The following is a 23,976-nucleotide window of genomic DNA, read 5'->3' as shown; positions in this document are numbered from 1 at the left end:
CTAGATGTGCGTAAATCGCTGAGAAAGGCCCACATGACGACCAAGCAACTACACCTCGGCGGCTTCCAGATCGCCTCCCAGGTCACCCACAGCCACGCCGCGTGGCGGCACCCGGGTAGCGACACCGACTTCACCAGCCCGGAGTACTACCACCGCATCGGGCGCATCCTGGAACGCGGCAAGTTCGACTTCGTGTTCTTCGCCGACCTGCTGGCCGCACCGGCCCAGTACGGCCGCGACATCACCGAACCGCTGCGCCGCGGCACGCAGGCCACCGCGACGCTGGACCCGTCCATCGTCGCGGCCAGCATCGGCGCGGTCACCACCAAGCTGGGCGTGGCGATCACCAAATCCGCGACCTATTTCCATCCCTACGAGCTGGCCCGCATCTTCGCCAGCCTGGACCACATCACCCGCGGCCGGGTGGCCTGGAACATCGTCACCTCGCTGACCGCCAGTGAGGCGCAGAACTTCGGCCAGGACAGCCATCTGGATCACGAGTTCCGCTACGAGCGGGCCGAGGAATTCGTGCGGACGGCGCTGGAACTGTGGTCGTCATGGGATCCGGACGCGCTGGTGGTCGACAAGGACAGCGGCGTGTTCGCCGACCCGGACAAGATCCGCCGGGTTGAGCACGACGGGAAGTTCTTCCGCACCCGCGGACCCCTGAACGTGCCGCGCTCACCGCAGGGCCGTCCGGTGCTGATCCAGGCCGGGTCCTCGAACACCGGGCGTGACTTCGCCGCGCGCTGGGCCGAGGCGATCTTCGAGATCGACCCGACCCCGGAGGGCCGGCGTGCCTACTACGACGACATCAAGTCGCGGGCAAGCAATTTCGGCCGGAACCCGGACAGCGTGCTGATCTTCCCGGCGTTCATCCCGTTCATCGGCGAGACGGAATCGATCGCCCGCGAGAAGCAGGCGTTCCACAATGAGCTGGCCGACCCGATCTCCGGGTTGATCACCTTGAGCGTGCACACCGACCACGACTTCTCCCAGTACGACCTGGACGCCCCGGTCGAGGACGTGCAGGTGACCGGCACCCAGGGCCTGTTCGACACGGCGCGACGGGTGGCGAACCGGGACAACCTGACGCTGCGCGACATCGGCAAGTGGTATGCCCAGGGTGTGCTGCTGCCGCAGTACGTGGGCACCGCCGCACAGGTGGCCGATCAGATCGAGGAGTCGTTCACCGCGGGCGAGGCCGACGGGTTCATGGTGTCGGCGGCCCAAAGCCCGGGCACCTTCAACGATTTCGTCGACTACGTGGTCCCCGAGCTGCAGCGGCGCGGCCTGTTCCGCACCGAGTACACCGGTGACACGCTGCGGGACCATCTCGGCCTCAGCGCCCTGCCCGCCGGTTCGGAGCAGATCGCCGAAGCGGTCGCCTAAGCGGTCAGCTCGATGAGCTGGGCCTCACCGATCCCGGCGTAGCGGTCCGGGCTGCAGGTCAGCACGATGACCTGACCGTCCCCGCCGACGGTGTCGAACACCGCGGACATCCGGGTCAGCCGGTCCGGGTCGGTGAAGCCCAGCGCATCGTCGATGACGACGGGCACAGTGTCCTCCCGAGCCACCAGCGATGCGCACGCCAGCCGCGCGACGATGCCGATCTGTTCCTTGGCCCCACCGGACAGCGATTCGTAGCCCACCGTGCGGCCGTCGAGGGTGCGGCTGCGGATGGTCAGATCGGTGTCGATGTCGACCTCGAAGTCGGCGCCGAACACGATGCGCCCCAACCGTTCGATCTCCCCGCGGAACGGGGCCACGTAGCGCGCCCGGGCGGTGTCGCGGTGCCGCAGCACCACCTCACGCAGTGTCTGCGCCGCGCGGGCGCGGCGCTGCACGCGCAGGTACTCCCCGTGCGCGTGCTCGCGTTCGGTGAGGGCGGTGTCGAGGGCACCCTTGCGGCCCTGGGTGCCGTAGAGCTTGAGGGTGGCCGACAGTTCGGTCAGCGTGGTGGCGGCGGCCTCGCGTTCGGCCAGCAGGGACTGCGCGGCGCGGGCAGCCGCGGCGAGTTCCGCGGCGACCGCGTCCGGGTGGGCGGCGGCCAATTCGGCGTCCAGGCGGGCGAGTTCGGCCGCGGCCCGGGTGGACCGCTCGGCCTCGGCCTCGGCCGCCACGCTCAGCGCATCATCGGCGACGGTGCGGCGTTCGGCGGCCAGCCGCTCGGTGGCGGTGTGCAGTTCGGCCTGGGCGGCGCCCAGCTTCTCCCGCAGCACGCCCGCGGCAACCGCCGCCTCGTTGCACGTCGTGACCGCCGCCGCGGCCAGGGCACGCTGGGCGTCGGCGTGTTGTACCGCCGAGCGGTGTGCCGTCCGGGCGGTCTCCAGCGTGGCGCGGGCAGCATCGGTGTCACCGTCGACATCTGCTTGTCCGACAGTCAATTCCGCGTGCCGGGCCTGCAGCTGACCGAGGCTTTCCTCACCGGCCAGCGCGCCGATGGTGGCCTGCCACCGCCCCTGTTCCGAACGCAGTTCCCGACGCCGGGCGTCCAGATCGCGGGCCTGCTCGACGGTTTGCACCCCGGCCCGGCGTAGGGCCTCGGCCGCAATGTCCTGGGCGGCGACGAGTTTGGCATGGGTGTCCAGCGCATCGGCTCCCGGAACCACCCGGGCCCGCAGCAGGCCGGGCAGTTCGATCTCGGTCGGGGCCCCGGCACTGCGCGACCAGCCCTGGCCGGCGGCGAGGGTGACGTCGTCGTCCCCGACGCGCAGTGTCATATCGGCCAGCGCGACGAGTTCGATGTGCGCAGAGGCGAGTTCGGCCTGATCCGCGGCTCGTTCGACGGCCCGGGCGGCGTTCTCGATCTCGCGCATCAGGGCATCGGTCATGGTGTTGCCGACCAGTTCGCGCTCCACCTTGGCGAGCTCGGCGGTGGCCGCCTCGAGCTTGTCGATCCGGACCGCGAGCCGGGCTGCCTCGTCGCGGGCGACCAGCGCGGCCAGCGTGGTGCGGGCCTCCTCCACCGCGACCGCGGCGACCTCGGCGGCGGTACGCGCCTGGTCGGCGGCCGCCTCCGCGGCGTCCACGGTCTGCCGGGCGGCGGCATGGGCCTGCGCGGACTCGGCCGCGACAGCGATCAGTTCGGCTGCGGACGTGGATCTTTCGTCGATCTCGGCACGCAGCCGGCGCCGCTCGTTGACCGCCGTGACCGACGCGGAGTGCGTCGCGGCGGCGGCCTCGGCCACCACCCGGGCGGTGTCGCGCTGCTGGGTCAGCTGCGCAACGGCCTCGGAGGCCTGCTGCGCGGCGGCCAGTCGGTCCCGCGCGGATTCGACCCGGGTGGCGGATTCGGCGAGCTCGGCGGTCAGGGTGGCGTGCCGGGCCACCGCCTGCTCCACCTCGGCGACCGCCTCGGTGGCGGTCTTGACCTGGGCCTCGGCGGCCTTGAGTCGGGTCCCGGCCGCCGCCCACTCCCCGGTGGGACGACCGGTCGGGGTGAAGTACTTCAGGTACTCGCACTCGATCCGGTCGACCAGCAGCGGATCGCAGTCCCCGGCGGCGTCGTCGGCGCCGTCACCGGCCGCGACGTCGAGCGCCCGCGACAACGCGTCGCACCCGGACAGGTCCACCGGTGAGGTGGCCGAGGCCTGCAGCACCCGCTGTGCCTCCCACAGCGCGGTGTCCATCGTCTCGGACAGCATGGCCTGCACCCGGTCGTGTGCCTCGTCCCCGGTGAGCTGCTCACGCTTGGGCTCGGTGATGGTCAGCGCCGTCTCGGCGCGCTTGTGGAAGCGCTTGCGGTACACGAAACGATAAGGGCCGGTGGAGATCTCGGCCAGCACCTCGGCGCCCACGTCGGCGTGGGTGGGCTTGACCGCCTTGACCTCTTTCTTGGTGGACCGGTCCTTGATGGTCAGCAGCAGATCCAGCGCCTCGATCATGGAGGACTTGCCGATCTCATTGGCGCCGCTGATCACCACGACCCCGCGCTCGGGGAATTCGATGTCGCGGTGGGCGACCCCGCGGTAGTTGGTGAGGACCAACCGGTGCAGTATCACGCGACGTTCCCTTCCAGTGCGCCACCGGACAGGCGCAGCAGCAGTGCCAGCGCAGACCGGGCATCCTCGGCTTCGGCACCGTCGGCGCGCGCGGAGGCCACCAGTTCGGCGACCGCTCCCGCGGCGAACCCGCCGATCGGGAGATCGTCGAATTCACCGTCGGCGGGCAGCACCACGATGTCGGAATGCCGCTCCCACAACCGGAGCGAGGCGAACACCCGGGCGTACCGGTCCAGGCACACGTCCAGCTTGGCCTTGTCGGTGACGGTCAGCGAACCGGTCAGCACCAACCGCACGACGGTGCATTCCTTGTCCGGCAGCTGGTCCAGGTTGACGTCGAGGCCGGCGATGTCGCGGTCGTCGTTCACATCGTGGCGCAGGGTCAGGAAGCGCCACCGCCCGACCCGGCGGGCGGACACCTGCACCGGATGCGCGGCATCCTGTTCGTCGATGTCGACGACCAGCACATGCCCGGGATCGGTTTCGATGTCGTCGTAGTTGGTCACCTCCGGCGCACCCGAGTACCACACCCGGCCGGTGTCCCCCACCTCGGTGCGGGAATGCTTGTCGCCCAAGGCGACATAGTGCACCGCACCCCGGTCGAGGGTGGCCTCCAACCCGGACAGCCGGATCAGGGAGGGCTTGCCCGGATCCGGGTCGAGGATGTCGACGCCGCCGTGCGCGACCAGGACGCGCACCGTGCCGTCGGCGGGCAGGTCTGCGGTGACCGCGGCCGCCAGGTCGGTGGTCGGCGACTTGGAACGCCATGGCGCGGCGACGATTTCCGCCCCGGGCCGCACCTCGAAGATGCCATCGGCGTCGAGCACGGTGACGTTGTCCGGGCATTCGTCGAGGAACAGCGTGCTGGTGTACACCGACCCCGCATCGAGCTGATCATGGTTGCCGGGCAGCAGGTACACCGGAACCCCGATGGCGCGGATGGCTTCCAGCGCCAGGCTCACCTCGCGCGGAGCCAGCTGGTTGTCCTCGAAGACATCACCGGCGACGACGACGAATTCGGCACCCACCTCCTCGGCCAGCGCACCCAGGCCGGAGACGGCCTCGCGGCGGGCCGCCGAGTAGCGCGACTGCGCCTCACCGCCACCGGTGCCGAGGAAGTGCCGGGTCATCCCGAGCTGCCAGTCGGCGGTATGCAGAAAGCGCATCTGCGCACTCCCTTCCGGATCGGTGATCATTAGCTCGGGGCGAGTTGCGATCGTTGTTCTGGGAGTCTAGGTCCGGTGTCCGACAAGTCCGGGGACGTGCCCCGGCATGGCCTAGCCTGATTGAGATGAGAACCCTTGTGCTGCTGCGGCACGCCAAATCCGACTACCCGGGCGGGGTCGCCGACCACGACCGCCCGCTCGCGGCGCGCGGTGTCCGCGAGGCCGGTCTCGCCGGCGACTGGTTGCGTGCAGAGCTGCCCGCCATCGACGCGGTGTTGTGCTCCACGGCCACCCGGACCCGGCAGACGCTGGAGCGCACCGGGATCGGGGCGCCGGTGAGTTTCGTCGACCGGATCTATGACGCCACCCCGGGCATCGTGCTGGCCGAGATCAACGCCGTCGCCGACGATGTGCAGACGCTACTGGTGATCGGGCACGAGCCGGTGATGTCCGGGCTGGCGCTCGCGCTGGCCGACGACAGCAGTGAGCCCGGAGCGGTGGCCGGGATCGAGTCGAAGTACCCGACCTCGGCGCTGGCGGTGCTGCGGGTGCCGGGATCGTGGGCCGAGCTCGAGTTGGGCGGCGCACGGCTCACCGAGTTCCACGTGCCGCGCTGACCCACGGCCGAGATCGACGCTTTCGCGGCCTCAGGTGCCGTCCGGACGCAGCAGCGTCGATCTCGCCGAGCGCAGGATCTAAGAGTTGGTGGCCAGCGTCAGTTCCATCAGCTTGATCGCCATCGCGCAGGCGTCGATACCGGGCGCCTGCGGGTTCACCCACCAGCCGACGACACCGCTGGCGTCGCTGGCCACCCCGCACGCGCCGTTGGCGGCCGGGTTCTTCATCACGATCGATTGCACACCGGCGACCCGGCGCTCCTCGATCGGGAACTTCATCGCCTCGGCGACGGTGCGCTCGTTGTCCAGGCTGCCCAGCTCGAACCAGAACCGGGTGATGTCGACCAGCCCGGACGGGTTGGCGGCCTGCCAGCGGCACACCGCGCCGACGAAGGTGCTCTGGATGTCCAGCGGGTCCGCCCCGACCGTCTCGGCCAGGATGTCCTCGGTGAGGACGTCGCATTCCTTGAGCAGGTTCGGGTAGGTCTTCTCCGAGTCGTTGTTGCGCGGCCCGGCGCTGCCGGAGCCCGCCTTGGCCGCCGTCCCGTCCACCGAACGCGAGCAGCCCACGCCGAGCACCATGGTCAGCGCCGCCAGCAGCGCGACCACCACGGTCAGCGGACGTTTCACGGCGCGGCCCATCATTTGGCGTTCACAATCGATTGGCGGGTCAGTTCCTTGGCGACTTCGCAGGCGTCCGGGTACGGCTTCTGGGCGAAGCTGACCGACCATTCGATGAAGTCGTCGTCGAACTGGATGCCGATCTCGCACAGGCTGGGGCCGAGCACCAGGTCCTCGCCGATCGCGATGAACCCGTCGTGGCCCTCGACGTTGATGTCCTCGACGCTGGCGCGGGACAGTTCCTCGGTCTTGCGTTCCCGCCCGATCGGGCTGCCGCGGAAGTGGGTGAACGAGAAGTGCGGGCCGACGATCCCGCCGCCGGCCAGCCACTGGCAGCCCACCGAGGTGCGCGCCGTGTTCACCAGCCCGACGACCTCGGTCAACTGCGAGACGGTCTGGTCACTGATACCGCCGCATTCCGGGAACACCGGGCCGTGCTGGGCCTCGGGTGCCGACTCGACGGTCGGGGGCACCGACGGGGTACTCGGGCTCTCGGAATCGGAGCAGGCCGCCACCACGGGAAGCACCGCAACGGCGGTCACCAGCATCTTCGCCGCACGACTGAGCCGGCCGTGGGCGCTGGCAGGGCCGCTTCTGGGAATCACGACATGCACTGTAGCCGCCACCCGCTGAGGAACCGCTGAATTACGGATTGACCTGCAATTTCGTGTCCCGGCCCGGCATCGTGGCCTACAGCTGCGCCGACAGGCCGGTGTGCGACAGTAGCCAGATGCTGCTCGCCCTGCTGCGCCGATACGTGCAGCCGTACCGCGGGCTGCTCGCCGTCGTCGCCACCCTCCAGGTGGTCAGCACGCTGGCATCGCTGTACCTGCCGACCGTCAACGCCGCGATCATCGACGAGGGCGTCGCGGTCGGCGACACCGCACGGATCGTGCACCTGGGCCTGGTGATGCTGGCCGTGACGGCGCTGCAGGTGGTGTGCGCCGTCGGCGCGGTGTTCTTCGGGTCCCGGGCCAGCATGGGGTTCGGCCGGGATCTGCGGTCGGCGATCTTCACCCGGGTGCTCGGCTTCTCCGCCGTGGAGACGGCCCGATTCGGCGCGCCGACCCTGTTGACCCGCACCACCAACGATGTCCAGCAGATCCAGTTGCTGGTGCAGATGACGGCCACCATGCTGATCACCGCGCCGATCATGGGCATCGGCGGTATCGCCATGGCCATCCACCAAGACGCCGGGTTGTCCTGGCTGCTGCTGGTCAGCGTGCCGATCCTGGCGCTGGCCAACTGGTGGCTGGTGTCGCGGCTGATGCCGATCTTCCGGACCATGCAGCGCGTCATCGACAACATCAACCGGGTGATGCGCGAACAGCTCGCCGGGATCCGGGTGGTGCGCGCGTTCGCCCGCGAGCCGCTGGAGCACGCCCGGTTCGAGGAGGCCAACCGGGCGCTGACCGACACCGCCCTGACCGCGGGCCGCTGGCAGGCGCTGATGCTGCCGGTCACCACGCTGGTGATCAACGTCTCCAGCGTCGCGCTGATCTGGTTCGGCGGGCAGCGCATCGACGCCGGGCAGATGCAGGTGGGGTCGCTGATCGCCTTCCTGGCGTATTTCATGCAGATCCTGATGGCGGTGCTGCTGGCCACCTTCCTGGTGGTGCTGCTGCCCCGCGCGTCCGCGTGCGCCGAGCGGATCACCGAGGTGCTGGGCACCGAGCCGGAGATCACCGCGCCGCCGGACCCGGTCGCGCTCGCCGGCGTCACCGGGCAGGTGCGCCTGGACGGCGCCACCTTCAGTTACCCGGGCGCCGACCGTGCGGTGGTACAGGAGGTGTCGCTGCACGCCCGGCCCGGCACCGTCACCGCGATCGTGGGCAGCACCGGTTCGGGCAAGTCCACGCTGCTGGCGCTGATCAGCAGGCTCTATGACGTCACCGGCGGTGCCGTCCGGCTCGACGGTCTGGACGTGCGCTCCTTCGACCCGGAAGATCTGTGGGCGGCAATCGGATTGGTGCCCCAGCGGGGGTATCTGTTCTCCGGGACCGTCGCCGACAATCTGCGGTACGGCAAGGCGACGGCCACCGAAGAGGAGATGTGGGACGCGCTGCGGGTGGCCGCCGCCGACGATTTCGTGCGCGCGCACCCGGACGGCCTGCAGATGCGTGTCGCCCAGGGCGGGATCAACTTCTCCGGTGGTCAGCGTCAGCGGCTGGCCATCGCCCGTGCGGTGGTCCGCAGGCCGGCGGTCTACCTGTTCGACGATGCCTTCTCGGCATTGGACGTGCGCACCGACGCCCGGGTCCGGGCCGCGCTGCTGGAGGTCTCGGCGCAGGCCACGGTGATCATCGTGTCGCAGCGGATCGCGACGGTGGCGCAGGCCGATCAGGTGATCGTGCTGGAGGACGGCCGGGTGGTCGGCGCGGGCACCCACGAATCGTTGCGCACGGACTGCCCTACCTATATCGAGTTCGTGGACTCCCAGTCGGTGAACGCGTGACGCGCCCGATCCGCGGCATGGCCGAACCGCCCAAGGCCCGGTCCCGCGATTTCAAGGGCTCGGCCATCCGACTGCTGAAAAGGCTGGCCCCGCAACGCAGGCTGACCGCGCTGGTGATCGCGCTGGCCATCGGCGGGATAGCGATCGGGGTGATCGGTCCGCGGATCCTCGGCCACGCCACCGATCTGCTGTTCAACGGCGTCATCGGGCGTGAGCTGCCGGCCGGGCTGACCAAGGAGCAGGCCATCGAAGCCGCCCGGGCCCGCGGCGACAGTACGTTCGCCGATCTGCTCTCCGGCATGAACGTGACACCCGGCCGAGGCGTCGACTTCACCGCCGTCGCGCACACACTGCTGCTGGCGCTGGGCCTGTATCTGATTGCCGCACTGCTGGTCTGGATGCAGGCCCGCATCCTCAACGTGGTGGTGCAGCGCACGATGGCCGCCATACGCACGGAGATCGAGCACAAGGTGCACCGCCTGCCGCTGTCCTACGTCGACGGCCGACAGCGCGGCGAACTGCTCAGCCGGGTCACCAACGATGTCGACAACGTGCAGTCCTCCCTGGCCATGACGATCAGCCAGCTGCTCACCTCGCTGCTGACGGTGGTGGCGGTGCTGGTCATGATGGTGACGATCTCGCCGCTGCTGACGCTGATCACCGTGGTGACGGTGCCGGCTTCGCTGCTGGCCACCCGGGCCATCGCCCGCCGTTCCCAGAAGCTGTTCGTCGCGCAGTGGACCAACACCGGGCGGCTCAATGCGCACATCGAGGAGACCTACAGCGGTTTCACCGTGGTGAAGACCTACGGGCACCGGGCGGCCGCGGTCGAGAAGTTCGACGAGTTGAACGGGGAGGTGTGCCGGGCCAGCCTGGGTGCGCAGTTCCTGTCCGGGCTGGTGTCCCCGGCCACCACGTTCATCGGCAATCTGAGTTACGTCGCCGTCGCGGTGGTCGGCGGCATCCAGGTCGCCACCGGGCAGATCACGCTGGGCAGCATCCAGGCCTTCATCCAGTACGTCCGCCAGTTCAATCAGCCGCTGACCCAGGTCGCGTCGATGTACAACTCGCTGCAGTCCGGGATCGCCAGCGCCGAACGCATTTTCGACCTGCTCGATGCACCCGAGGAATCCGGGGCACCGGATGCGCCGACGGCCCGGTCCACGGCGGCGGGCCGGGTGGCGTTCGAGCACGTGTCGTTCTCCTACCGGCCCGGCACCCCGGTGATCGAGGATCTGTCCCTGATCGCCGAACCCGGTGCCACGGTGGCCATCGTCGGGCCCACCGGCGCGGGCAAGACCACACTGGTCAACCTGCTGATGCGGTTCTACGACCTCGACGCCGGGCGGATCACGATCGACGGCGTCGACATCGCGACCATGCCGCGCCAGGCTCTGCGCGCCCGGATCGGGATGGTGCTGCAGGACACCTGGTTGTTCGGCGGCACCATCTACGACAACATCGCCTACGGCCGGCCCGATGCCACCGCCGAGGAGGTCCACGAGGCGGCCCGGACCGCGCACGTGGAACGGTTCGTGCAGACCCTGCCCGAGGGCTATCACACCCGGGTCGGCGACGACGGCGGCGCGATCAGCGCCGGTGAGAAACAGTTGATCACCATCGCCCGGGCGGTGCTGGCGCAGCCGCAGCTGCTGATCCTGGACGAGGCGACCAGTTCGGTGGACACCCGCACCGAACTGCTGATCCAGCAGGCGATGGCCGAATTACGGCGGGACAGGACCAGTTTCATCATCGCGCACCGGTTGTCCACCATCCGCGACGCCGATCAGATCCTGGTGATGGAGGCCGGGCGCATCGTGGAGCGGGGTACGCACGCCGAACTGCTGGCCCGGCACGGCGAGTACTGGTCCATGGCGGTCGGGGCGAGCGAAGCGACGGGGAACAGACCCGCCTGAGCACTCTGCTCATTCGCAATCGGCGGACAAGCACCGGACCGGCTGCGCAGTATGCAGATATGGCCGGGCCCGAATCCGTGACGACGGTGCACACCTTCTGCCGGTACTGCCTGGCCACCTGCGGTGTGGAGGTCACCGTCGAGGACAACCGGGTCCGCAAGATCGCCGCCGACAAGCGCAACCCGCACAGCCGGCACGACTTCTGCGCGAAGGGCCGCACCGCCGCGGAGGTGGTCGAGCACCCCCGCCGCATCCTGGCGCCGATGCGCCGCGTCGGCGACGGTTACGTCGAAGCCGACTGGTCGGAGGCATTGCGCGACATCGCCGACCGGATGAACGCACTGATCGACTCGGACGGCCCGGAGGCCGTCGGCGCCTATTACGGCAACCCGGCCGGGTACTCGTCGTCGAACCTCGTCTTCATGAACGGCTGGCTGGACGCGGTCGGCACGCACAACCGCTACGCCGTCGGCTCTGTCGACCAGAACGCGGTGCACGTGGTGGCCCAGGCGATGTACGGATCGCCGCTGATGGTGCCGGTCTCCGATATCGACGACTGCGATTTCTTCCTGCTGGTCGGTGCGAATCCCGCTGTCAGTGCCTGGAATTGGCTGGAATCTGCGCCGGGCGGGTGGCGTCGCGCACTGGAGCGGCAGCGCGGCGGCGCCCGGATCGTGGTGGTCGACCCGGTGCGCACCGAATCCGCCGACAGGGCCGATGTCCACCTCGCGGTGCGCCCGGGCCAGGACTGGGCGCTGCTGCTGGCCATGGTGAAGGTCATCCTGGACGCGGGCCTGCAGCACCGCGACTGCACCGAGTTGGCCACCGGCGCACCCGACCTCCGCGCCCTGGTGGCGGCGGCCGAGCTGACCGATCTGGCCGCCCGCGCCGATATCCCCAGGGACCAGATCGAGTGCGTGGCCCGTGATTTCGCCACCGCCCGGACGGGCATGGTGATCACCCGGACCGGCGTGTCGCTGCAGGAAGCGGGAACCGTCGCCGAATGGCTGGGCCATGTGCTCAACGTGATCACCGGCCGGATGGACCGGCCCGGCGGCCGGCGGTTCGAGCCCGGCTACGTCGATACGCTGCGCCTCGCCGGTCTGGCGCAGGCACCGCCACACCGCAGCCGGGTCGCCGGGCGCGAGATGGTGGCCGGTGCGCACGCGCTGGCCGAGCTGCCCGACGAGATCACCACACCCGGTCCCGGCCGGCTCCGGGCGCTGGTGATCAATTCCGGCAACCCGGTGATCGCCGGACCCGACGGCGCCCGGCTCGATGCGGCGCTGCAGCAGTTGGATCTGTTGGTGGCCATCGATTTCGTGCAGCGGGAGAGTCACCGCCACGCGGATTGGCTGCTGCCCGCGGTGCACTGGCTGGAGCGCGAGGATCTCCTGGCGTTCACCAGCGGCATGCACGACGAGCCGTTCGTCCAGTTCGGCGCCCGGGCGGTGGCCCCGCCGGCGCAGGCCCGCGAGGAGTGGCGGATCTTCGTCGACCTGGCGCTGGCCATGAAGCGCCCGCTGTTCGGCGCCCGCGGCCTGAACGGCTTCATCCGGGCCAGCCGCCGGGTCGCGGCGTGGTCGGGACGAGAAGGACTGTCGTTCAATCCGCGCTGGATCGACCGGCTGATGATCGCGACATCGCGGAAGGTCAACGGCCGCAGGCTGAGATGGCGGGATCTGCGGGACAATCCGCACGGTCTGGTGCTCGGCCCGCGCGAGTACGGACACTTCCGCGACGCATTGCGCACCCCGGACAAGCTGGTGGCCCTCGCCCCGCCGGAGTTCCTGACGCGGACCCGCGAACTACTGGCCGCGCCCGCCCCCGCCGGGCACAGCGCGGAATTCCCATTCCTGCTGGGCAACCGGCGCAACCGCCATGCCATGAACTCCTGGCTCAACGAGTTGCCCGGGTTGCACCCGGCGGGCAAGCGCAACGTCGTGTTCATCCACCCCGCGGATGCCGCCATGCTGGGCATCGAGGACGGCGAGCAGGTCCGGGTGCGCTCGGCGGTGGGTACGGTAGGGCTCACCGCGGCATTGTCGGACCGGCCCCGCCGCGGATTGGTGGTCATCGAACACGGCTGGGGCTCAAGGGTTTTCGATCCGCGGTCCGGTGCGCCGCCGCAGGTCTACGGCGTCAACCGCAATCTGCTGGTCGATGCCGCTGCACTGGATCCGCTCTCGCAGACCTCGGCGCTGGGCGGCTGCCGCGTCCGCGTCGAGCGAATCGCCGAGCCCTAGAGGTCGGGACCCTCCGCGCGAACGTCATCGACCGCGGTCATCGCCTCCCGCAGCCGGGCCAGCCAATCCTCGGTGTGCTGCCCGACCAACTTGACCGACCAGGCCAGCGCGTCCGACCGGGACCGGGCCACACCGGCGTCGACGAGGGTGTCCAGCACCTGGCGTTCCGGCTGTTTGAGTCTGGTCATCACCGGCACGGCGATGTGGGTGAACAAGGTGCGTTCCTCACCGGCCTGCACACCCCAGGACACCTTGCGACCGAACCGGTCCTGGGCCTCGTCGGCGATGCGCATCCGCTCGCCGCGGGTCTCTTCACGGAACTTCGCGACCCGCCCGGATGCCCGGGCCGCACTCTCCTGCTCGCCGGCCTCGGGCAACTGCCCGATGACCGTGATTTCTTCGCGGTCGACCACGACGGTCGGATCACCGGTGAACCAGGCGTCGGGCAGGCGCCCGGCGAACCAGTCGGCGATATCGGAGGCGGCGTCGTCGGTACCGCGCCGCGCATGATGATGGCGTTTCGTGATTACATGATTACACCGTTACAACCGCCGGTGGGGGCGTTCACGCACGGCGAAACCTCCGGCGAGCTACCTCCGGCGGAGCAGCGCCAGACCACCGGCCAGCACGAGTGCGACCAGCAGTAATCCCGCCCATCCGGGCCCGGCCAGCCACCACACCGCGGCGAGGGCGATGATCCCCGGGGAGGCCAGGAACAACACCATGCCCGGATGCTGTTTGAGCACGTCAAGTGCGCTCTTCGCGCGCACGCGGTCGATTTCGTCTGCAGCCATACGGCCAGGATGCCAGCCTATGGTGGTGCTGTACGGGATGAATCGGCGGCGAAATTGAGGAGCGCACGTGAGTGGTCAATGGTTGCGGGATCCCGAGGGTCGCTACGAGTACCGCTGGCACGATGGTCAGAACTGGACCGATCAGGTGTCCCATCAGGGCCAGATCGGCCGGGCACCGCTGGGCGGCGCACCGCAGCCGGCTGAACCGCAACACCCCGGCGGACACGGCTACGACGCACAGGGCTACGGCGCACCGCAGCCTGAGGTCCGTCAGCCCGCCCCGGCACAGCCGGCGGGTGACGGGTTCGCCGGTATCACCGGCGACCTCATCGACGGCCGGTTCAGCGAGAAGGAATCTGCCGCGATCGCCAACCAGAACGAGAAGCTGCTACGGGTACGCCTCGGCGAACCGTTCATGGCCCGACAGGGCTCGATGGTCGCCTATCAGGGCAACGTGGAATTCGCCTTCGAAGGTGGTGGCGCGGGCCGATTCCTGAAGAAGGCCTTCACCGGCGAAGGGCTGCCGTTGATGCGTTGCCAGGGCCAGGGCGATGTCTTCCTGGCCGATCAGGCCAACTACGTCCATCTGTTGCACCTGACCGATTCCGGACTGTCCATCAGCGGCAAGAACGTGCTCGCGTTCTCGACGAGCCTGGACTGGAACATCGAGCGGGTCCGGGGCGGCAGCATCGCCACCGGCGGATTGTTCAACACCACGCTGCGCGGCAGCGGCTGGGTCGCGCTGACCACCGACGGTCCGCCGGTGGTCCTGAATGCCGCCGAGGCGCCGACCTACGCCGACACCAATGCGGTGGTGGCGTGGTCGGCGAACCTCCAGACCCAGCTCAAGACCAGCTTCAAGGCCGGCGCCCTGATCGGTCGCGGGTCCGGCGAGGCGCTGCAGGTCGCCTTCCACGGTCACGGCTTCGTGATCGTGCAACCCTCCGAAGGGGTCACGATCCCGGTCCAGTAGCCGCTACAGCGACCCCAGGATCTGTTTCATCTCGTCGATCTCCCGCTGCTGGCTGTCGATGATCGCGCGGGCCATGGTGATCGCAGGTTCGTGCTGACCGCCGTCGATCTCGTTCTGCGCCATGGTGATCGCGCCCTCGTGGTGGCCGATCATCTGGTTCAGGAAGAGCTTGGCGGCCTCGGTGCCCGACGCCGACCGCAGCTTCTCGATATCCGCGGGCGCCACCATGCCTTCCATCGAGCCGTGGTCCATCGCCGGCATGGGCGGGTTGCCCCAATCATTCAGCCAGCCCTGCATCTGCTCGATCTCGGGAGCCTGCGCGGCCTTGATCTCCTCGGCGAGTTCGCGAACGCGCGGGTCGACATCCTGCTTGGCCAACAGGATGTCCGACATCTCCACGGCCTGGCTGTGGTGCGGAATCATGTGCTGGGCGAACATGACGTCCTCGCCATTGTGCGCGCCCTCCGCAGCGCCGCCGGCCGGGCCCGGACTGGCCCCGGTACCGCTGTGTTGACTGGTTCCGTGGTCATGCTCGGTGTGCCCGTCGTCGCCGGTCTGAGCGGACTGGTCGGAACAGCCTGCCGCGATCAGGGCGGCGGCCGCCGCTGTCGCGACCATGATGGCCGGTTTGCGCATTGTGTCTCTCCTCGCACCACATAGACATTTACCCATACCCCCTACCGGTATACCATGGGGACATGAGCATCGTTCTCAAGGTCCAAGGTATGAGTTGCGGACACTGCGTGTCGACGATCACCACCGTGGTCTCCCCGTTGCCCGGTGTCAGCGCGGTCGACGTCGACCTGGCCGCCGGGCAGGTCACGGTGGACGGCACCCCCGACAGCGCGGCCGTCATCGCGGCGATCGAAGACGCCGGTTATGACGTGAGTCCCGCGGTGTCGGCCTGAGTAAGCCCAAACAAACGGGAGGCAAGCCATGAGCACCCTCACCCTCGATGTCGGCGGGATGACCTGCGCGTCCTGCGCGGCACGGATCGAGAAGCGACTCAATCGCATCGACGGCGTGCAGGCCAGCGTGAACTTCGCCACCGAACAGGCCCGCGTCGACTTCCCCGACACCGTCTCCCCCGACGAGCTGGTCGCTGCGGTCGAGGCCACCGGGTACACCGCGGCGCTGCCCGCCGAGACCGGGTCCGACGCGGCCGCTGAATCCGCCGACACCGAAGGCAATGAACCCGACGAGTCCGCGCCGTGGCGCCAACGTCTGCTGATCTCGGCGGCACTGGCCATCCCGGTCGTGCTGCTGTCCATGATCCCGGCACTGCAGTTCAACAACTGGCAGTGGCTGGCGTTCACGCTGGCCTCCCCGGTGGTGGTGTGGGGCGCCTGGCCGTTCCACCGCGCCGCCTGGACCAACCTGCGGCACGGCGCGGCGACGATGGACACCCTGATTTCGGTCGGTGTGATCGCGGCGTACGCCTGGTCGGTGTGGGCGCTGTTCTTCACCCACGCCGGCATGCCCGGCATGAAGATGCCCTTCGAGCTGATCTCGACCAGCTCCGAACCCCATCTGTATCTGGAGGTGGCGGCGGCCGTCACCACCTTCCTGCTCGCCGGCCGGTACTTCGAGTCGCGCGCCAAACGGCAGTCCGGCGCCGCGCTCAAAGCACTGCTGCACATGGGAGCCAAGGACGTCGCGGTACTGCGCAACGGCACCGAAACACGTGTTGCGATAAGTCAACTCGCCATCGGGGACGTCTTCGTGGTGCGCCCGGGCGAGAAGATCGCCACCGACGGCGTCGTCATCGCCGGCACCTCGGCCGTGGACACCTCGATGCTCACCGGGGAACCGGTGCCCGTCGAGGTCGGCGAGGGAGACGCCGTCGTCGGTGCGACGGTGAACGTGGGCGGCCGACTGCAGGTGCGGGCCACCCACATCGGCGCCGACACCCAGCTGGCCCAGATGGCCCGGCTGGTCACCGAGGCGCAGAGCGGCAAGGCCGAGGTGCAGCGCCTCGCCGACCGGGTATCGGCGGTGTTCGTGCCGATCGTGATGGCGCTGTCGGTGCTGACCCTGCTGGGCTGGCTGTTCTTCGGAGACGGTTCGGTCGCCGCGGCGTTCACCGCCGCCGTCGCCGTCCTGATCATCGCCTGCCCGTGTGCCCTCGGACTGGCCACCCCGACCGCGCTGCTGGTGGGCACCGGCCGCGGAGCCCAGTTGGGCATCTTGATCAAGGGCCCGCAGATGCTGGAATCCACCCGGCGGATCGACACCGTGGTGCTGGACAAGACCGGAACGGTGACCACCGGCCGGATGTCGGTGGTCGACGTGCACCTGGCCTCCGGCGAATCCCGCGGAGACATCGTCCGGCTGGTCGGCGCGCTGGAGCACGGCTCCGAGCACCCGATCGCCCGCGCGGTCGCCGGTTACGCCGCCGAACACGGATCACTGCCGGAGGTCACCGACTTCCGCAATCACGGCGGCCTCGGCGTCGCCGGTGTGGTCGAGGGCCACGCGGTGGCCGCCGGCCGGGTCGCCTGGCTGCGTGAGGACTGGTCGCTGACACCGCCGGAGGAACTCCTCGCGGCCGCCGATGCGGCTGCCGCACAAGGACATACGCCAATCTGGTTCGCGTCCGACGGTCAGATCCGCGCCGTCGTGGTGGTGGCCGACACCATCAAGGACACTGCCGCCGAAGCCATTTCGGGTTTCCGAGCACTCGGCCTCACTCCGGTGCTGCTGACCGGGGACAACCGCCGGGCCGCCGAGGCGGTGGCCGCCCAACTCGGGATCGAACGGGTGGTCGCCGATGTGTTGCCGGCCGGCAAGGTCGACGAGATCAAACGATTGCAGGCCGACGGCCGGGTGGTCGCGATGGTCGGTGACGGCGTCAACGATGCCGCGGCCCTCGCCCAGGCCGACCTGGGGCTGGCCATGGGCACCGGCACCGACGTCGCGATCGAGGCCTCCGATCTGACATTGGTGCGCGGCGATCTGCGGGCGGCGGTCGACGCCATCCGGCTGTCCCGCGCGACGCTGGGCACCATCAAGGGCAACCTGTTCTGGGCGTTCGCCTACAACGTCGCGGCGCTGCCGCTGGCCGCGGTCGGGCTGCTCAACCCGCTGATCGCCGGGGCCGCGATGGCCTTCAGCTCGGTGTTCGTGGTGACGAACAGCCTTCGGCTGCGGCGGTTCTCGTCTACCGCGTCCGGCGTGCCCGGAACAGTTTCACATCGTCCTTGATGCCCTTGAGTCGTTTGGCTCCGGCGAAGGACCATTCGATACCGGCGTCCTCGCCGACCTCCGCGCGTACCTCCTCGGTGACCAGCACCGCACCGGGGCGGGCCGCGCCGGTCACCCGGCTGGCCAGATTGACCGGACTGCCGAACCAGTCGCCGGCCCGGCTGACGGCCATCCCGGATGCCAGGCCCACCCGCAGCCGGGGGAAATCCTCGTCGGCGGCCGCCGCGTCCAGCAAGGACAGCGTCGCGGCCAGCAGCGGTCCGGGCTCGGGGCTGACCAGCATCACCGCATCGCCGATCGATTTGATGAACCGGACCGGCGGGGCCACCACCTCGTGGGTGAGCCCGACGAGGCGATTGGCCAGCCCCTCCAACTCCTCGGGCGGCACCGCCTCCCCCAGCCGGGTGAAACCCACCAGGTCGGCGAACGCCACACTGACATGGCGGGCGCCCGGCAACGGCCGGCCCTCGGCGCGCTCCCCCGCGGTGACCGCCTCGGTCTCCATGGTGCGCCGAAGCTCGAGGCGCAGCATGTCCTCGATCATCGGCCCGAGGAGCGGATTCACTTGTTGCAGAAGCGCTTCGGAGGAAGCAGCCACCTCCAGCTCGGTGACACCGGGCGCCATCACCGCCGACATCGAGGTGAACCGCATCGCCTCGGCGGTCTTGGCCAGCCCATCGGCCAGCGCACGCACCACCATCACCAGATTGTCCTCGTCGATGCCCATCTCGACGAACTGCTGTGCATACCCCGCGATCTCACCATCGGTTCGGAGATGGGCCGGCGCGTCGGGATCGTCGACCCTGGGCAGCCCGAGCACCCGCTGAAGCCGCTGCAGCAGAGCCAGGTCGATTCCGGTGCTCGCGGCTATCTGTCGCGCCGAGACGTACTCGCCGTCGTCACCGAGGACGCGTCGCGACGCCAGCAGCACCGGCGCGTAGGACTCCCGGATCTGCTCGACGGTCACACCGTGCGCGAGCAGCCACGGGATGAGTTCGGCGCGCTCGGCTCTGGCCTTGCCTTCGAGCCCGTCGAGCAGCCCGGATGACTCGATGTCGAAGTCCGCACCCACCGGGCCAACCTATACCGGGCCGGGGCATCATCGAGGTGTGACCGACCTGTTGCGGGGGCTGCCGCCGCTCACCGGGCCGACACCGCGCACCCTGATCCTGGGCAATATGCCCAGCGTGCTGTCGCTGGCGTCGGGGCAGTACTACGGCAACCCGCGCAATGCGTTCTGGCGGATCGTCGCCGACATCCTGGAATTCGACTCGCAGGCGCCCTACCCGGACCGGGTCGCCGCACTCACCGCACCCGACCTCGCGGTCTGGGATGTGCTGGCGGCCTGCCGCCGCGCCGGCAGTCTGGATTCCGCGGTCGAACGGGACAGCATGGTGGCAAACGATTTCCGCACCTTCCTCACCGAGCACCCGCAGATCGCTCTGGTGGTGTTCAACGGTGCCGCCGCCGAGGCGAACTACCGGCGGCTCGTCCGGGACGCGCCCCCGATCACCAGCGTCCGGGTGCCATCGACGAGTCCCGCGCAGACAATGGCCTACGCCGACAAACTCGCACACTGGCGGACGGCACTGGGCGGTTAGGCCAGCCCGTCCACCACGTCCTTGGCCGCACACAGGCCGAGCCCGGTGCGCGTTCCAGCGCGGCCACCCGGCGTTCCAGCTCCTGTACGCGGCGGCGCAGATCCGCGTCGCCGCCACCGAACAGTCCCATGGCGGAACTGCGGACCACCCACAGCGGCTACCGTGGCCTGATGTCCTGCGTGTTCTGCGCGATCACCGCCGGTGACGCCCCCGCCATCCGCGTCTACGAGGACGAGGATCTGCTGGCGATCCTCGACATCCGGCCGTTCACCCGCGGCCACACCCTGGTGTTCCCCAAGCAGCACACGGTCGATCTGACCGACACCCCACCGGAAACGGTGGCCGCGATGGCTGCCCTGGGGCAGCGCATCGCGCGGGCCGCCCGGATCTCGGGCCTGCACGCCGACGGCAACAACATCGCCATCAACGACGGCAAGGCGGCCTTTCAGAGCGTGTTCCACATCCATCTGCACGTGGTGCCCCGGCACCGCGGCGACAAACTGTCCTTCGCCAAGGGCATGCTGGTGCGCCGGGACGCCGACCGTGAGGAATCCGGACGGCTACTCCGTGCGGCACTGGCGCAACTCGACGAAGCCACGCAGGATTGAACGGCATGAGCATGCCTCCGTGGGAAAAGTACATCGGACTGCCGTTGTTGCTGCTGCACGACAAGGTCTACAAGGCGACCGACGGGCGGATCGGACACACCATTCCGTTCGGTCCGTCGGCGCTGATCCTGCACACCGTCGGCGCCAAGACCGGGCTGGCCCGGGCGAACTCGCTGACCTACGCCCGCGACGGGGAGAACTACCTGGTGGTGGCCTCCAAGGGCGGGGAGCCGAAGGCGCCGGGCTGGTACCACAACCTGAAGAAGAACCCGCAGGTGGAGATCAACGTCGGCCCCAAACGGATCCCGGTCACCGCCCGGGCGGTCTTCCCCGACGACCCGGATTTCCCGCGGCTGTGGAAGCTGGTGAACAACATGCGCGGCAACAAGGACCGCTACATCGGCTACCAGAAGCGCACCACCCGGCCCATCCCGGTCGTGGTGCTCACCCCGAACCGCTAGAGCAGTTCCTTGGCCAGCAGTTCCAGCGTCTGGTCCCGGCCGGGGGCGGTGCGCGCGTCGGTGCCGCGGAACGCCGAGGCGACCGGCGAGACCATCACCTCGTCGACGTCGAATTGTGCTGCCACCGAACGGATCTGATCGGCGGCCTCGGCCGGGTCGCCGACCACGGTGCGGGCCAGGCCGGAGTCCACGATGAGCTGTTCCTGCGCGGAGAGGTCGGCGGCCTCGGCGTCCTCGACGAGGTCGAGCGGACCCAGCGGGCGCCCGGTCCGCAACCGGGCCATCATCTGCAGGTTCGGCAGCAGCAGCCGCAGTGCTTCCTCCCGGGTGGCCGCGACCGAGGCGTTGATGGTCATGAAGGTGACCGGTTCGGCGGTGAGCTCACTGGGCCGGAACTCGGCGCGGTAGGTGGCCAGCGCCTCGGCGGTGCCCTGCCCGGAGAAGTGGTTGGCGAACACGTACGGCAGTCCCTTGGCGGCGGCCAGATGCGCGGAGTACATCGAGGAGCCCAGCAGCCACAACCGGGGCTCCCCGACCGCGGCGGGGGTGGCCTTGAGGACGTAGTCCTGCTGGGCCAGCATGCCGCGGGACAGGCCGACCCGCGCCCCGCCCGCACTCATCAGCGCGGCGACATGATCCAGGTACTCGGGGAAGCGCTCGATGTCCTCATCGTTGTGGGCACGGGCCCCGCGCAGCGCCATCGAGGTCACCGGGTCCGAGCCGGGTGCACGGCCGATGCCGAGGTCGACACGGCCGGGAGCGGCGGCCTCCAGCAGCGCGAACTGTTCGGCGACGGCCAGCGGCGCGTGGTTGGGCAGCATCACCCCTCCCGAACCCAGGCGCACCCGGTCGGTCTGGGCGGCCAGGTAGGCCAGCAGCACCGGCGGGCTGGTGGCGGCCACCGACGCCATGTTGTGGTGTTCGGCCACCCAATAGCGGGTGTAGCCGAGCCGGTCGGCGGTCTGGGCGAGCCGCACCGTGGCCGCCAGCGCATCCGAGGTGGACTGGTCGGTACGGACCGGGACAAGGTCGAGGACAGAAAGACGCATTGACCGAACAACGCCGGCACCGGCGCGTTCGTTCCCTCGACCCACGATTTGCGCACACATGGCGGCGCTCACCGCCGGTGGATGTGCGCAAATCCCGCGGCGGTGGTGAAGACGTCATCGAGCATCGCCGGGGTGAGCCGACCGGTGAACATGTTCTGCTGGCTGGGGTGATAGCAGCCCAGCAGGGTCGGCCCCGGGTCCAGCCGGTATTGCATGGCGTGCCCGAACACCGGTTTGGGCTGCCCGACGAGCCGGTCGGCCACCATGCCCAGCACCACCTGCCAGGCGAACCCGCCGAGCGCCACGATCACCCGTACGTGCGGGGACATCAGCCGCCATTCGGCCTGCAACCAGGGTGCGCAGGTGGCCCGCTCGGCAGGTGTCGGCTTGTTCGCGGGCGGCGCGCAACGGACCGGCGCGACGATGCGAACCCCCTTGGCGCGCAACCCGTCCGCGGCGTCCACGCTCAGCGGCGAGTTGACCAGCCCGGCCCGGTGCAGGGCGGCGAACAGCTGATCGCCGGACCGGTCGCCGGTGAACACCCGCCCGGTCCGGTTGGCCCCGTGCGCGGCCGGCGCCAACCCGACGATCAGCACCTTCGGCCGCCGCGCGCCCCAGCCCGCGATCGGCCGCCCCCAGTACGGTTCGGCGGCGAAGGCCCGCCGCTTGGTGACGGCGACCTCTTCCCGCCAGTCGACCAGCCGTGGACAGGCCCGGCACACGCTGACCTCGGCGTCCAGTTCGGCGACGGTGTCCAGTCGGCTCGCCAGCGCCGCCACCGCGTCGGCGTCGCCGGCCACCGGGGTGTCCGGCGCGGCGGGGTCCCCCGGCCATCCCGTGCCCGGCGGCACCGGCGATCCGAACAGCCGCCCGGTCCGGGGATGCGGCAGGAGAACGGCGTCTCGCGGTTCTGGGTCCACCGAGTCCATCCTGCCGGGTCGTTCGAAATTCGCTGGCCGAGTGGCGGAATCCGCTGTTAGATTCGCCGCGATACCCCATGAACACACGCAGCCGCGGGCCGGCGTTCCTGATTCTGTTCGCCGCGCTGATGGCCGGTGCGGGCAACGGCATCTCGATGATCGCGTTCCCCTGGCTGGTGCTGCAGCGCAACGGTTCCGCCGTGGAAGCCTCCGTGGTCGCGATGGCCGGCACGCTGCCGCTGCTGTTTTCCACGGTGATCGCCGGTGCCGCGGTGGACTACATCGGCCGGCGCCGGGTCTCGATGATCTCCGACCTGCTCTCGGCGCTGTCGGTGGCCGCCGTCCCGGTGACCGCACTGGCCTTCGGCGCCGACGCCGTCAACGTCGCGGTGCTGGCCACTCTGGCCGCGTTCGGGGCGGCCTTCGACCCGGCCGGGATGACCGCCCGCGAGACGATGCTGCCCGAAGCCGCCAAACGGGCCGGCTGGACGCTCGATCACGCCAACAGCGTGTACGAGGCGGTGTTCAACCTGGCCTACATCGTCGGCCCGGGCATCGGCGGCGTGCTGATCGCAACCCTCGGCGGTGTCCAGACCATGTGGGTGACCGCGGCCGCGTTCGGTTGCTCCATCGCCGCGATCTCGGTGCTGCGGCTCGAAGGCGTCGGGAAACCCGACCGCAGTGAGCTCCCGGACCGGGTGTGGGCCGGGGTGGTGGAGGGCCTGAGGTTCGTGTGGAACCTCAAGGTGCTGCGCACGCTGGCGATCATCGACCTCGCCGTCACGGGTCTGTACATGCCGATGGAGGCCGTGCTGTTCCCGAAGTACTTCACCGACCGCGACGAGCCTGCCCAGCTGGGGTGGGTACTGATGGCCCTGTCGGTCGGCGGGCTGATCGGGGCGCTGGGATACGCGGTGATCGCGAGATTCGTCCGGCGCCGGACCACCATGCTGGTCGCCGTCATCACCCTGGGCGCCGCGATGACGGTCATCGCGTTCCTGCCCCCGCTGCCGGTGATCCTGTCCCTGTCGGCGGTGGTCGGACTCGTCTACGGGCCCATCCAGCCGATCTACAACTACGTCATGCAGACCAACGCGCCGCAGCACCTGCGCGGACGGGTGGTCGGGGTGATGGGCTCGCTGGCGTATGCGGCCGGCCCGCTGGGCCTGCTGCTGGCCGGGCCGCTCGCCGATTCGGCGGGGCTGCAGACCACCTTCCTGGCGCTGGCGGTCCCGATGCTGCTGCTCGGACTCCTGGCCATCGGCCTGCCGTCACTGCGCGATCTCGACCGTGATCGGTAGAACTGGGCATTTGGCCTGCGCGCCCTCGCCCGCGCTCCTA

General features: G+C 69.6%; 22 protein-coding genes. 12 read left to right on the top strand and 10 right to left on the bottom strand.

Annotated features, from left to right (window positions below; all coding sequences use genetic code 11):
• The first annotated feature begins 33 nt into the window (after positions 1-33).
• A complete protein-coding gene (locus tag V4U86_RS06975; RefSeq protein ID WP_395310542.1) occupies positions 34-1,392 on the top strand; it encodes an LLM class flavin-dependent oxidoreductase in 1,359 nt (452 codons plus the stop codon).
• On the opposite strand, the gene V4U86_RS06970 is transcribed toward V4U86_RS06975, so the two are convergent.
• Together V4U86_RS06970 and V4U86_RS06965 are read right to left on the bottom strand one after the other, a co-directional pair.
• Entirely contained in the window at positions 1,389-4,004 is a 2,616-nt protein-coding gene (locus V4U86_RS06970; protein WP_395310541.1) for an AAA family ATPase, read from the bottom strand. The genes V4U86_RS06975 and V4U86_RS06970 overlap by 4 nt on opposite strands.
• Entirely contained in the window at positions 4,001-5,170 is a 1,170-nt protein-coding gene (locus V4U86_RS06965) for a metallophosphoesterase family protein (RefSeq protein WP_395310540.1), read from the bottom strand. Before V4U86_RS06965 ends, V4U86_RS06970 begins: the two co-directional genes overlap by 4 nt.
• Positions 5,171-5,286: 116 nt before the next feature.
• Between V4U86_RS06965 and V4U86_RS06960 the strand changes: the two genes are divergently transcribed.
• Positions 5,287-5,787 carry a SixA phosphatase family protein gene (locus tag V4U86_RS06960; protein ID WP_395311944.1) on the top strand — a complete coding sequence of 167 codons (501 nt, stop codon included), beginning with the start codon at positions 5,287-5,289 and terminating at the stop codon, positions 5,785-5,787.
• A gap of 78 nt (positions 5,788-5,865) precedes the next feature.
• Here the strand turns inward: V4U86_RS06960 and V4U86_RS06955 are convergent, their stop codons facing one another.
• Together V4U86_RS06955 and V4U86_RS06950 are read right to left on the bottom strand one after the other, a co-directional pair.
• On the bottom strand, positions 5,866-6,429 hold the full coding sequence (locus tag V4U86_RS06955; protein WP_395311943.1) for a DUF3558 domain-containing protein: 564 nt from the start codon (positions 6,427-6,429) through the stop codon (positions 5,866-5,868).
• Positions 6,429-6,956 (bottom strand): DUF3558 domain-containing protein, encoded by a 528-nt coding sequence (locus tag V4U86_RS06950; RefSeq protein ID WP_395311942.1) that lies wholly within the window; start codon positions 6,954-6,956, stop codon positions 6,429-6,431. The genes V4U86_RS06955 and V4U86_RS06950 overlap by 1 nt, the downstream gene beginning before the upstream one ends.
• Before the next feature lie 182 nt (positions 6,957-7,138).
• Here V4U86_RS06950 and V4U86_RS06945 point away from each other — a divergent pair, with 182 nt between their 5' ends.
• From V4U86_RS06945 to V4U86_RS06935, 3 genes are read left to right on the top strand one after another with little or no spacing between them, the layout of a single operon-like run.
• Positions 7,139-8,863, top strand: a complete 1,725-nt coding sequence (locus tag V4U86_RS06945) for an ABC transporter ATP-binding protein (protein WP_395310539.1) — start codon at positions 7,139-7,141, stop codon at positions 8,861-8,863.
• Between the two features lie 17 nt (positions 8,864-8,880).
• Positions 8,881-10,779: an ABC transporter ATP-binding protein gene (locus tag V4U86_RS06940; protein WP_395311941.1), complete on the top strand. Its 1,899-nt coding sequence runs from the start codon at positions 8,881-8,883 to the stop codon at positions 10,777-10,779.
• Positions 10,780-10,838: 59 nt separating this feature from the next.
• On the top strand, positions 10,839-13,025 hold the full coding sequence (locus V4U86_RS06935; protein ID WP_395310538.1) for a molybdopterin-containing oxidoreductase family protein: 2,187 nt from the start codon (positions 10,839-10,841) through the stop codon (positions 13,023-13,025).
• On the opposite strand, the gene V4U86_RS06930 is transcribed toward V4U86_RS06935, so the two are convergent.
• Positions 13,022-13,552: a hypothetical protein gene (locus V4U86_RS06930; protein ID WP_395311940.1), complete on the bottom strand. Its 531-nt coding sequence runs from the start codon at positions 13,550-13,552 to the stop codon at positions 13,022-13,024. The two genes, V4U86_RS06935 and V4U86_RS06930, sit on opposite strands and share 4 nt — an antisense overlap.
• Positions 13,553-13,615: 63 nt before the next feature.
• Complete coding sequence (locus tag V4U86_RS06925; protein WP_395310537.1) at positions 13,616-13,819, bottom strand: hypothetical protein; 204 nt, start codon at positions 13,817-13,819, stop codon at positions 13,616-13,618.
• 67 nt (positions 13,820-13,886) lie between these two features.
• On the opposite strand from V4U86_RS06925, the gene V4U86_RS06920 reads away from it, so the two are divergent.
• Positions 13,887-14,792: an AIM24 family protein gene (locus tag V4U86_RS06920; protein ID WP_395310536.1), complete on the top strand. Its 906-nt coding sequence runs from the start codon at positions 13,887-13,889 to the stop codon at positions 14,790-14,792.
• 3 nt (positions 14,793-14,795) lie between these two features.
• Here the strand turns inward: V4U86_RS06920 and V4U86_RS06915 are convergent, their stop codons facing one another.
• Positions 14,796-15,428: a DUF305 domain-containing protein gene (locus V4U86_RS06915; protein ID WP_395310535.1), complete on the bottom strand. Its 633-nt coding sequence runs from the start codon at positions 15,426-15,428 to the stop codon at positions 14,796-14,798.
• 62 nt (positions 15,429-15,490) lie between these two features.
• On the opposite strand from V4U86_RS06915, the gene V4U86_RS06910 reads away from it, so the two are divergent.
• Positions 15,491-15,700: a heavy-metal-associated domain-containing protein gene (locus V4U86_RS06910; protein ID WP_395310534.1), complete on the top strand. Its 210-nt coding sequence runs from the start codon at positions 15,491-15,493 to the stop codon at positions 15,698-15,700.
• 28 nt (positions 15,701-15,728) lie between these two features.
• On the top strand, positions 15,729-17,996 hold the full coding sequence (locus V4U86_RS06905) for a heavy metal translocating P-type ATPase (RefSeq protein WP_395310533.1): 2,268 nt from the start codon (positions 15,729-15,731) through the stop codon (positions 17,994-17,996).
• On the opposite strand, the gene V4U86_RS06900 is transcribed toward V4U86_RS06905, so the two are convergent.
• Entirely contained in the window at positions 17,953-19,068 is a 1,116-nt protein-coding gene (locus V4U86_RS06900) for an adenylate/guanylate cyclase domain-containing protein (protein ID WP_395310532.1), read from the bottom strand. The two genes, V4U86_RS06905 and V4U86_RS06900, sit on opposite strands and share 44 nt — an antisense overlap.
• A gap of 37 nt (positions 19,069-19,105) precedes the next feature.
• Between V4U86_RS06900 and V4U86_RS06895 the strand changes: the two genes are divergently transcribed.
• The 3 genes from V4U86_RS06895 (at position 19,106) to V4U86_RS06885 (ending at position 20,666) form a co-directional block, all read left to right on the top strand.
• Positions 19,106-19,597 carry a DNA-deoxyinosine glycosylase gene (locus tag V4U86_RS06895; RefSeq protein WP_395310531.1) on the top strand — a complete coding sequence of 164 codons (492 nt, stop codon included), beginning with the start codon at positions 19,106-19,108 and terminating at the stop codon, positions 19,595-19,597.
• Between the two features lie 170 nt (positions 19,598-19,767).
• Entirely contained in the window at positions 19,768-20,205 is a 438-nt protein-coding gene (locus tag V4U86_RS06890; RefSeq protein WP_395311939.1) for an HIT family protein, read from the top strand.
• A 5-nt stretch (positions 20,206-20,210) separates the two neighbouring features.
• On the top strand, positions 20,211-20,666 hold the full coding sequence (locus V4U86_RS06885) for a nitroreductase family deazaflavin-dependent oxidoreductase (protein WP_395310530.1): 456 nt from the start codon (positions 20,211-20,213) through the stop codon (positions 20,664-20,666).
• Here V4U86_RS06885 and V4U86_RS06880 read toward each other — a convergent pair.
• Complete coding sequence (locus tag V4U86_RS06880) at positions 20,663-21,715, bottom strand: LLM class flavin-dependent oxidoreductase (RefSeq protein ID WP_395310529.1); 1,053 nt, start codon at positions 21,713-21,715, stop codon at positions 20,663-20,665. The two genes, V4U86_RS06885 and V4U86_RS06880, sit on opposite strands and share 4 nt — an antisense overlap.
• A 68-nt stretch (positions 21,716-21,783) precedes the next feature.
• Complete coding sequence (locus V4U86_RS06875; RefSeq protein WP_395310528.1) at positions 21,784-22,635, bottom strand: uracil-DNA glycosylase; 852 nt, start codon at positions 22,633-22,635, stop codon at positions 21,784-21,786.
• Between the two features lie 77 nt (positions 22,636-22,712).
• Here V4U86_RS06875 and V4U86_RS06870 point away from each other — a divergent pair, with 77 nt between their 5' ends.
• A complete protein-coding gene (locus V4U86_RS06870; protein WP_395310527.1) occupies positions 22,713-23,936 on the top strand; it encodes an MFS transporter in 1,224 nt (407 codons plus the stop codon).
• The last annotated feature ends 40 nt before the right edge of the window (positions 23,937-23,976 follow it).

Origin of the sequence: Mycobacterium sp. AMU20-3851 (assembly GCF_043974665.1) — a bacterium.
Classification (GTDB): domain Bacteria; phylum Actinomycetota; class Actinomycetes; order Mycobacteriales; family Mycobacteriaceae; genus Mycobacterium.
Note: the sequence above shows the minus strand (reverse complement) of the source record. Positions and strands in the feature narration are given on the sequence as shown.

What these genes read in the sequence shown, in the direction of transcription:
- V4U86_RS06935 (WP_395310538.1), top strand. Translation starts at nt 10,839, where the DNA reads ATGGCCGGGCCCGAATCCGTGACGACGGTGCACACCTTCTGCCGGTAC.
- V4U86_RS06975 (WP_395310542.1), top strand. Translation starts at nt 34, where the DNA reads ATGACGACCAAGCAACTACACCTCGGCGGCTTCCAGATCGCCTCCCAG.
- V4U86_RS06870 (WP_395310527.1), top strand. Translation starts at nt 22,713, where the DNA reads ATGAACACACGCAGCCGCGGGCCGGCGTTCCTGATTCTGTTCGCCGCG.
- V4U86_RS06915 (WP_395310535.1), bottom strand. Translation starts at nt 15,428, where the DNA reads ATGCGCAAACCGGCCATCATGGTCGCGACAGCGGCGGCCGCCGCCCTG.
- V4U86_RS06885 (WP_395310530.1), top strand. Translation starts at nt 20,211, where the DNA reads ATGAGCATGCCTCCGTGGGAAAAGTACATCGGACTGCCGTTGTTGCTG.
- V4U86_RS06905 (WP_395310533.1), top strand. Translation starts at nt 15,729, where the DNA reads ATGAGCACCCTCACCCTCGATGTCGGCGGGATGACCTGCGCGTCCTGC.
- V4U86_RS06925 (WP_395310537.1), bottom strand. Translation starts at nt 13,819, where the DNA reads ATGGCTGCAGACGAAATCGACCGCGTGCGCGCGAAGAGCGCACTTGAC.
- V4U86_RS06910 (WP_395310534.1), top strand. Translation starts at nt 15,491, where the DNA reads ATGAGCATCGTTCTCAAGGTCCAAGGTATGAGTTGCGGACACTGCGTG.
- V4U86_RS06945 (WP_395310539.1), top strand. Translation starts at nt 7,139, where the DNA reads ATGCTGCTCGCCCTGCTGCGCCGATACGTGCAGCCGTACCGCGGGCTG.
- V4U86_RS06965 (WP_395310540.1), bottom strand. Translation starts at nt 5,170, where the DNA reads ATGCGCTTTCTGCATACCGCCGACTGGCAGCTCGGGATGACCCGGCAC.
- V4U86_RS06880 (WP_395310529.1), bottom strand. Translation starts at nt 21,715, where the DNA reads ATGCGTCTTTCTGTCCTCGACCTTGTCCCGGTCCGTACCGACCAGTCC.
- V4U86_RS06950 (WP_395311942.1), bottom strand. Translation starts at nt 6,956, where the DNA reads ATGCTGGTGACCGCCGTTGCGGTGCTTCCCGTGGTGGCGGCCTGCTCC.
- V4U86_RS06955 (WP_395311943.1), bottom strand. Translation starts at nt 6,429, where the DNA reads ATGGGCCGCGCCGTGAAACGTCCGCTGACCGTGGTGGTCGCGCTGCTG.
- V4U86_RS06940 (WP_395311941.1), top strand. Translation starts at nt 8,881, where the DNA reads ATGGCCGAACCGCCCAAGGCCCGGTCCCGCGATTTCAAGGGCTCGGCC.
- V4U86_RS06890 (WP_395311939.1), top strand. Translation starts at nt 19,768, where the DNA reads ATGTCCTGCGTGTTCTGCGCGATCACCGCCGGTGACGCCCCCGCCATC.